Annotated in this window: 11 protein-coding genes; 9 read left to right on the top strand and 2 right to left on the bottom strand. The window is 73.3% G+C overall.

Going from position 1 to position 7481, the window contains the following annotated elements:
• Positions 1–60 precede the first annotated feature (60 nt).
• Entirely contained in the window at positions 61–780 is a 720-nt protein-coding gene (locus tag DMH08_RS37235) for a winged helix-turn-helix transcriptional regulator (protein WP_026404427.1), read from the bottom strand.
• 202 nt (positions 781–982) lie between these two features.
• On the opposite strand from DMH08_RS37235, the gene DMH08_RS37230 reads away from it, so the two are divergent.
• The 9 genes from DMH08_RS37230 (at position 983) to DMH08_RS37195 (ending at position 6880) form a co-directional block, all read left to right on the top strand.
• Positions 983–1237 carry a MoaD/ThiS family protein gene (locus tag DMH08_RS37230; RefSeq protein ID WP_026404426.1) on the top strand — a complete coding sequence of 85 codons (255 nt, stop codon included), beginning with the start codon at positions 983–985 and terminating at the stop codon, positions 1235–1237.
• 79 nt (positions 1238–1316) lie between these two features.
• Entirely contained in the window at positions 1317–2021 is a 705-nt protein-coding gene (locus tag DMH08_RS37225; protein WP_125620907.1) for an LmeA family phospholipid-binding protein, read from the top strand.
• Positions 2022–2082: 61 nt separating this feature from the next.
• On the top strand, positions 2083–2568 hold the full coding sequence (locus tag DMH08_RS37220; protein ID WP_442778672.1) for a sigma-70 family RNA polymerase sigma factor: 486 nt from the start codon (positions 2083–2085) through the stop codon (positions 2566–2568).
• Positions 2565–3308 carry a zf-HC2 domain-containing protein gene (locus DMH08_RS37215; RefSeq protein ID WP_026404423.1) on the top strand — a complete coding sequence of 248 codons (744 nt, stop codon included), beginning with the start codon at positions 2565–2567 and terminating at the stop codon, positions 3306–3308. The genes DMH08_RS37220 and DMH08_RS37215 overlap by 4 nt, the downstream gene beginning before the upstream one ends.
• A gap of 104 nt (positions 3309–3412) precedes the next feature.
• Entirely contained in the window at positions 3413–3727 is a 315-nt protein-coding gene (locus tag DMH08_RS37210; RefSeq protein ID WP_026404422.1) for a TlpA family protein disulfide reductase, read from the top strand.
• 118 nt (positions 3728–3845) lie between these two features.
• A complete protein-coding gene (locus tag DMH08_RS42895; protein ID WP_353819285.1) occupies positions 3846–3911 on the top strand; it encodes a putative leader peptide in 66 nt (21 codons plus the stop codon).
• Between the two features lie 330 nt (positions 3912–4241).
• Positions 4242–5081, top strand: coding sequence for a sulfurtransferase (locus DMH08_RS37205; RefSeq protein WP_026404421.1), 840 nt, complete (start codon positions 4242–4244; stop codon positions 5079–5081).
• Positions 5082–5141: 60 nt separating this feature from the next.
• Positions 5142–5450: a DUF1416 domain-containing protein gene (locus DMH08_RS37200; protein ID WP_026404420.1), complete on the top strand. Its 309-nt coding sequence runs from the start codon at positions 5142–5144 to the stop codon at positions 5448–5450.
• 119 nt (positions 5451–5569) lie between these two features.
• Positions 5570–6880 carry a hypothetical protein gene (locus tag DMH08_RS37195; RefSeq protein WP_125620905.1) on the top strand — a complete coding sequence of 437 codons (1311 nt, stop codon included), beginning with the start codon at positions 5570–5572 and terminating at the stop codon, positions 6878–6880.
• On the opposite strand, the gene DMH08_RS40615 is transcribed toward DMH08_RS37195, so the two are convergent.
• Positions 6762–7481: hypothetical protein (locus tag DMH08_RS40615; RefSeq protein WP_233618042.1), on the bottom strand; the 720-nt coding region annotated here is incomplete at its 5' end. The two genes, DMH08_RS37195 and DMH08_RS40615, sit on opposite strands and share 119 nt — an antisense overlap.

The following is a 7481-nucleotide window of genomic DNA, read 5'->3' as shown; positions in this document are numbered from 1 at the left end:
GATCGGCACCGTCCGCAACGTCGGCTACCGCCTCGTCCCCGACGAGCGGCCGCGGCCGGGTCAGGTCCGGGCGGGGGCCTTCTCCTCGGCTTCGCCGCCCGGCCGCTCGTCGGGGACGAAGCGGTAGCCGACGTTGCGGACGGTGCCGATCAGGGCCTCGTACTCGGCGCCGAGTTTCGCGCGGAGGCGGCGGACGTGGACGTCGACCGTGCGGGTGCCGCCGAAGTAGTCGTAGCCCCAGACCTCCTGGAGGAGCTGGGCGCGGGTGAAGACGCGGCCCGGGTGCTGCGCGAGGTACTTCAGGAGCTCGAACTCCTTGAAGGTGAGGTCGAGGATGCGGCCGCGCAGGCGGGCCGTGTAGGTGGCCTCGTCGATCGTGAGGTCGCCGTTGCGGATCTCGCCGGGGTCCTCCTCGGCGTCGGCGGACGCCGCGGCGCGGCCGACGGCGAGGCGGAGGCGCGCCTCGACCTCGGCGGGGCCGGCGGTCTGCAGGAGCAGGTCGTCCAGTCCCCACTCGGGGCTGAGGGCGGCGAGCCCGCCCTCGGTGACGATGCCCAGCAGGGGGCTGTCGAGGCCGGTGGTGCGCAGCAGGCGGCACAGGCTCTTGGCCTGGGCGAGGTCGCGGCGCGCGTCCACCAGGACGATGTCGGCGGGCGGCGCGTCGATGAGCGCGGACGCCTCCGCGGGGGCGACCCTCACCGAGTGCAGCAGCAGGCCCAGCGCGGGCAGCACCTCGTCGGACGGTTCCAGTGCGTTGGTCAGCAAGAGCAGACTGCTCAATGCCGCCTCCTCGTCTTGAAACAGACGTGGGACCCAGGCTGCTCACTCCCGCCCGCCCCGACATGGCCGACGCGCGCGAGACGAGGCCATGCAAGGTGTTCGGGTGAACTCCCCGGCCTCGTTGCCCGGATCCCTGCGTTGAGCATATCCGAGTCGGCCCCGCCCGTTCCGGGCCGGGGGAGGCGGGTGGGATCCTGGGGGCATGGCGAAGGGGACGATCCGGTACTGGGCGGCGGCGAAGGCGGCGGCGGGCCGCGCCGAGGAGCCGTACGACGCCGGGACGCTGGCGGAGGCGCTCGCGGCGGCGTCCGCCGGGCGGGACGGGGAGTTCGCGCGGGTGGTCGCGCGGAGTTCGTTCCTCGTGGACGGCGACCCGGTCGGGACGCGCGAGCACGAGGCGGTGGAGCTCCCGGAGGGCGGGGTCGTGGAGGTCCTGCCGCCGTTCGCCGGGGGCTGATGTCACTCCGTGGAGCGACTCGGGCGGCTCGCCGGGGCGGTTAAGGTGTGGCGATCGCGCGGCCGTCCGGAGGAGAGACATGCGCAAGGCACTCGTGGTTCTGCTCGTCCTGGTGGTGGGAGGGCTGATCGCCGCCGACCGGATCGGGGTGCGCGTCGCGGAAGGCGAGATCGCGCGGCAGGTCGCGGCCCAGGAGGGGCTCGCGCGGCAGCCGGACGTGTCGATCCACGGGTTCCCGTTCCTGACGCAGGCGGTCGGCGGCGAGTACGACCACATCGAGGTCCTGATCGGGGACTACACCGAGCAGGACGTGACGCTCTCGGGCGTCCGGGTCGACATGCGGGGCGTCCGGGCGCCGCTGTCGGAGATCGCGAACGGCAACACCGCGAACGTGACGGCCCGGACGGCGACCGCGTCGGCGGTCGTGCCGTACTCGGTGATCGAGGAGCGGGCGCCGAAGGAGGTCGAGGGGCTCGCGCCGAAGGGCGACGACCTGGAGGTCGACCTCGCGGGCGCCGTGATGGGGGTCCGGTTGTCGGGCAAGGCGGTCGTGTCGCTGGAGGCGACGGACCAGGGCATCGCGGTGACGCCGGTGTCGGTCGCGCCGGACGGCGGCCCGCAGATCCCGCTGGCGCTGGTGAAGCGGCAGCTCACCTGGTCGGTTCCGGTCACCGACCTGCCGGTCGGGTCGCGGATCAGCCGGATCGAGCCGACGGCCGACGGGCTCCGCGTGTCGGCGACCGCGCGCAACGTCCAGCTGAGCGACCTGGAGAACGTGCGCTGACGGTGAACCGTTCCGGCGCGGCGTACGTGTGAGTGGCGTGGGCCCCACTGCGGACGAGGGACTGTTGCGCGCCCTCTACAGCGAGCACGGCGGACCCCTGCTCGGCTACGTGCTGCGGCTGACGGGCGGGGACCGGACGCACGCCGAGGACATCGTGCAGGAGACGCTGCTGCGGGCGTGGCGGCATCCCGAGGCGCTCGCGGGGCGGCCCGTCCGCCCGTGGCTGTTCACCGTCGCCCGGAACCTGGTGGTGGACGCGCACCGGGCCAGGCGCGCGCGGCCGCAGGAGACGGACATGGACGAGCAGGCCATGACGGCCGGGACGGACGACATCGACCGGGCGCTGGAGTCGTGGACGGTCGCGGAGGCGCTCGCGCAGCTCAGCCCGAGCCACCGGGCGGTGCTCGTCGAGACGTACTACCGGGGGCGGTCGGTGGCGGAGGCCGCCGACGTGCTCGGCATCCCGCCCGGAACGGTGAAGTCCCGGACGTACTACGCGCTGCGTGCGCTGAAGCTGGCGCTGGAGGAGAGGGGGCTGGCGCCATGACCGATCCCTGCACGGACGTGCGCGCCGCCCTCGGCGTGTACGTCGTCGGCGCCATCGACCCCGCGGAGCGGGCCCGGGTGGACGCGCACCTGGCCGGCTGCCCGGCCTGCCGGGACGAGCTGGCCGGGCTCGCCGGCCTGCCCGCGCTGCTCGGCCGGGTCGACGAGGAGCAGCTCACCCGGGTCGCCGGGCCGCCGCCGGAACTGCTGGACGCGCTGCTGGCGCGGGCCGCCGAGCAGCGGCGCGGGCCGCTGCGCCGCCCCCGCCCGCGGCGGGACCGGTCGCGCCTGCGGCGGTGGGCGCCGGTCGCCGCGGCGGCCTGCCTGACGCTCGCGGTCGGGGGCCTCGCCGGCGGGCTGATCACCGCGGCGGGCGGCGGGCCCGGGACGGCCGCCGCACCGCCCGCGACGTCCGCGCCGCCCGCGCCCACGCAGGTGGTCACCGCGGAGCGCATCGCGGCGGCGAACGACGCGACGGGCGTCCGGGGCTACGTGCTCCTGTACGAGCGCACCTGGGGCACCGAGGTCGAACTGCACCTGTCGGGGCTGGAGCGGGGCGCGCGCTGCCGCCTCCAGGTGATCGCCCGGGACGGCCGCAAGGACGCCCTCGGGAGCTGGTACGTGCCCTACGACGACGGGTACGGCGAGTACCGCGGTTCGACGATGTTCCCGCGCGGCGAGCTGTCGTCGTTCGAGATCGTCGGGCTCGACGGCGGTTCGGTGCTGACCATCCCGATGTGAGCCCCCGCCGGGACGGACGCGCCGGCGGCGACCAACGGGACGGCCGCAGGAAGACGCGGCCGTCCCGCGCGGTTGTACCGGACGGCGGCGATGGGAGGGACCACGTGGCGGACGTGCTCGGACCGGACGATCTGGGCGCCGACCTCGGCGAGCGCGCGACGCTCGTCCAGTTCTCCAGCGCCTTCTGCGCGCCGTGCCGCGCCACCCGGCGGGTCCTCGGCGACGTGGCCCGCATGGTGGACGGCGTCGCGCACGTCGAGATCGACGCGGAGGCGAACCTGCCGCTCGTCCGGCAACTGGACGTCACCGGCACACCGACCGTGCTGGTGCTGGACGCCGCCGGGCGCGTCGTGCGGCGGGCCGCCGGGGCGCCCCGCAAGGCCGACGTGATCGCGGCTCTCGGCGCGGCCGTCCGCTGAGGGGACACTCCGGTGACCAGCCCTAAGACGAATGTCACTGTCTCGCAACGCGAGACGGATGTGACACCACGTGGATTGTCGGCTTACCATCGTGTCCGTGCGTGACCGAACAGAGCAGATGCTCACGAAGCGCCGCGCGGTCGACTTCTGCCGCGTGGCCGCCTCGCTCTGTCGCATGGCCTGAGGCATCGAGCCCGACCGTTCCGAGCACTTTCCCACTATTCAGCTCGTACGCACGCCTCCCCGCCTGGAGCACCCCGATGCAGGTCGACCCGTGTGGGCCGCGCCCCGGCGCGTCCGCCCCGGAGTCCCGTGTCACTCCCCGCTCCGTCCCGGCGGGTTCGGCCGGTCGCGCGACGGGGACCATCCGGCTCACGAACATCCGGCTCGGTACCGATGCCGCCGCCCGTGCGATGCGCGAGCACCGCCCCGCGCCGCGTCGCGGGGGCTGCGCGAAGTATCCGCTGATCCGACAATTCACCGCGAAGATTCGCTCCGACAGGGAGGTTCCCGCATGAGCCGCGCCGACGTTCTGGTGGACGCCAGCTGGGTCGAAGAGCACCTGGACGACCCCGGCCTCGTCCTGGTCGAGGTCGACGAGGACGTGTCCGCCTACGACAAGGGCCACATCCGTGGCGCCGTGAAGATCGACTGGAAGACCGAGCTGCAGGACCCGGTCCGCCGCGACTTCGTCGACAAGACCGGCTTCGAGGAGCTGCTCTCGTCCAAGGGCATCGCCAACGACGACCTGGTCATCCTGTACGGCGGCAACAACAACTGGTTCGCCGCCTACGCCTACTGGTACTTCAAGCTGTACGGCCACCAGAAGGTGCAGCTGCTCGACGGCGGCCGCAAGAAGTGGGAGCTCGACTCCCGCGAGCTGGTCACCGACGTGCCGTCCCGCCCGAAGACCGACTACAAGGCGCAGGACCAGGACCTGTCGATCCGCGCGTTCCGCGACGAGGTCGTCGACGCCATCGGCACCCAGAACCTGATCGACGTCCGGTCCCCGGACGAGTTCAGCGGCAAGCTGCTCGCTCCCGCGCACCTTCCGCAGGAGCAGGCGCAGCGCGCCGGGCACGTCCCGACCGCCCGCAGCATCCCGTGGTCGAAGGCCGCCAACGACGACGGCACGTTCAAGTCCGACGAGGAGCTCCGGCAGCTCTACACCGAGGCCGGCGTCGACCTGAACAAGGACACCATCGCCTACTGCCGCATCGGTGAGCGCTCGTCGCACACCTGGTTCGCCCTGCGCGAGCTGCTCGGCCTGGAGAACGTCAAGAACTACGACGGCTCCTGGACCGAGTACGGCTCGCTCGTCGGCGTCCCGGTCGAGCTGGGCGAGCCCAAGTAACCGTCCGCCGTCCGCCGCCCGGCGGAGCAGATTTTCCGTGCACACGGAGATGGAGGAACAATGACCCAGGGTTGCGCAGCGCCCGCTCAGACGGCGCATCTGCCCGCGACCGTCGACCTGACCAACGAGGCCGTCATCCAGGGCACCGTCACGCGTGACGGCGCGCCCGTGTCCAGCGCCTACGCCCGCCTGCTCGACGCCACCGGCGAGTTCACCGCCGAGGTCGTCACCGGCGACGAGGGCGTGTTCCGCTTCTTCGCGGCCGACGGCGACTGGACGGTCCGCGTCCTCGCCGCGGGCGGTGTGAGCGTCGACAACACCGTCACCGCCAAGACCGGTGAGGTCGCCGCGCTCGAGGTCGCCATCTGACCCGAGCGGACGCGACGTCCGCACGGACCCCGCCGTCCCGCCCAGCGCGGACGGCGGGGTCCGCCGTTTCCGGTCGAGCGCCCTCCCTGGTGTCCGCCCCGCTCGGTACCATCGGCGCGATGCTCCGACTCTCCCCCAAATCCCCGCTGATCCTCCCGTGGGCGACGCTCAAGCTGGCGGGCCGCTTCGTGCTGCCCCTCACGCTGTGGTTCACCCTCGGGGAACTGCTGCGGTACGGGGTGATGTACGGCGGCTACCGCCTCGGCAAGATGGACGGGACGGCCGCGACGGTCGCGCCGCTGCTGACCGTCGGCCTCCTCGTCGTCATCACGCTGACGACGACCGCCCTGATGATCCACTGCGTGCGCGAGGGCCTCGACGTCGTGCACGCCCGGTCCCCCGGCGGCGACCTGACGTCCTGGGCCGTCGGCAACGAGGACGAGTCGGCGCTCAGCGCGATGGGCCGCGCCGCGCTCCCGTTCGTCATCTTCTACCTCGCGTGGGGGCAGCAGAGCGAGGACGCCCGCGAGTTCGCCGACATGGCCGCGAGCCGCGGCTTCACCGACGGCGGCCTCCAGGGCCAGATCGAGGGCATCGGGCTGCTGCTGTCCCTCGAGAAGCACGTGAAGCTCGCGATCGTCCTCACCGCCGCGTTCTTCGTGGTGAAGGTCCTCGTCGAGTGGCTGCTGGAGGACCGGCTGCCCCGCACCGTCGGCCCGCTCGCCGGCTTCCTCGAGATCAACTTCGCGCTGTTCGGCATCTTCACCATCGACCAGCTCCGCGACAAGGGCGCGGAGTGGTTCACCGACCGGCAGGCGTGGGAGTGGTTCAGCGGCGCCGCCGGACCCCTGCTGGACGTCTGGCCGCCGTTCAAGGACGCCGTCCTCGGCGCCCTCATCTGGATCGTCATCGCCGGCGTCATCCTCGGCCTCGACACCGGCGACGAGCGGCTCGTCCTCGGCGAGTCCCGCACCGCCCGGCGCATCGCCAGCGTCGGCGCCATCGACCGGGTGAACAGCCCCCGCGAGGTCCTCACCCGCGGCCTCCGCGACATGCTGCTGCCCGCCTGGTACGGGCTCCGCCTCGTCCGCCGGTCCGGAATGATGCCGTTCGCCACGTTCTGCCTGCTGTTCGCGGCGCTGCACGTCGGCGAGCAGGCCGCCGGCCGGAAGGCGTACGAGCTGATCGGCGCCCACGACGTCGCCTGGTGGCTGCCGCGGATGCCGCTCGTCGGCTACGCCGCCGGGCTCGTCTTCGAGATCCTGCGCATCTGCCTGCTCGCCGCCGCGTTCAACCTCATGGTCACGCGCGTCACGGCTCGAACCGCAGCGAAGGCAGTGGATCCGCCCCCCGACGCTCCGACTCCGGCGGCCGCACCACCAGCGCCAGCGACTCCGCCCTGGCACGGGGCACCGTCCCACGGACCGTGATCGGGAACGCCTGCCCCGGCGTCACCTGCGGGGGCTTCGACGCGTCCGCCGTCCACTCCCGGCCGTCGCGGCCGACGAACCGGAACTCCATCCCGTAGCCGCCGACCGTCTTCGCGCTCTTCGCGTCCTGGGCCTTCACCGCGAGGACCACCTGAAGCTGGACGGCGTCCTGCCCCGCGGGGCCGCCCTGGGGCGCCGACTCCCGCTTGTACACCGTCCACCGGGCGCCCACCAGCTCCCCGATCTTCCCGCGCGCGACGGACGACACCTTCACCGGCGGCTCGAGGCTCTCCGCGCGTCCCGTCTCGTCCACCCAGTACAGGCCGAGCAGCCCGGGCAGCAGGACCGCGAGCACGCACACCTCCACGACACGGCGCGCCCGGGGCCCGAGCCACGTGCGCCGCCGCTCCGCGGACGCCTCACCGTCCCGGCCGTCCGGTCGCGGGTCGTACGGGGACACGGGCTGCTGCTGCCCGTGCGCCTGCGGCCCGCCCGGCGGATACGGGGGAGGAAGCTGGAACTGCGGCTGCTGCTGCTCGTGCGCGAAGGGCCCCGCCTGCTCAGGCGGCCGCGCATGCCGCCCCCGCGACCGCCCCCCAGC

The sequence above is a fragment of the Actinomadura sp. WAC 06369 genome (assembly GCF_003947565.1).
Lineage (GTDB): Bacteria > Actinomycetota > Actinomycetes > Streptosporangiales > Streptosporangiaceae > Spirillospora > Spirillospora rifamycini.
The sequence above is the reverse complement of the archived record's forward strand: the minus strand, read 5'-3'. Positions and strand labels throughout refer to the sequence as shown.

Coding starts and splice junctions, on each gene's coding strand:
- DMH08_RS37230 (WP_026404426.1), top strand. CDS start 983: ATGGCGAAGGGGACGATCCGGTACTGGGCGGCGGCGAAGGCGGCGGCG.
- DMH08_RS37225 (WP_125620907.1), top strand. CDS start 1,317: ATGCGCAAGGCACTCGTGGTTCTGCTCGTCCTGGTGGTGGGAGGGCTG.
- DMH08_RS37215 (WP_026404423.1), top strand. CDS start 2,565: ATGACCGATCCCTGCACGGACGTGCGCGCCGCCCTCGGCGTGTACGTC.
- DMH08_RS37205 (WP_026404421.1), top strand. CDS start 4,242: ATGAGCCGCGCCGACGTTCTGGTGGACGCCAGCTGGGTCGAAGAGCAC.
- DMH08_RS37200 (WP_026404420.1), top strand. CDS start 5,142: ATGACCCAGGGTTGCGCAGCGCCCGCTCAGACGGCGCATCTGCCCGCG.
- DMH08_RS37195 (WP_125620905.1), top strand. CDS start 5,570: ATGCTCCGACTCTCCCCCAAATCCCCGCTGATCCTCCCGTGGGCGACG.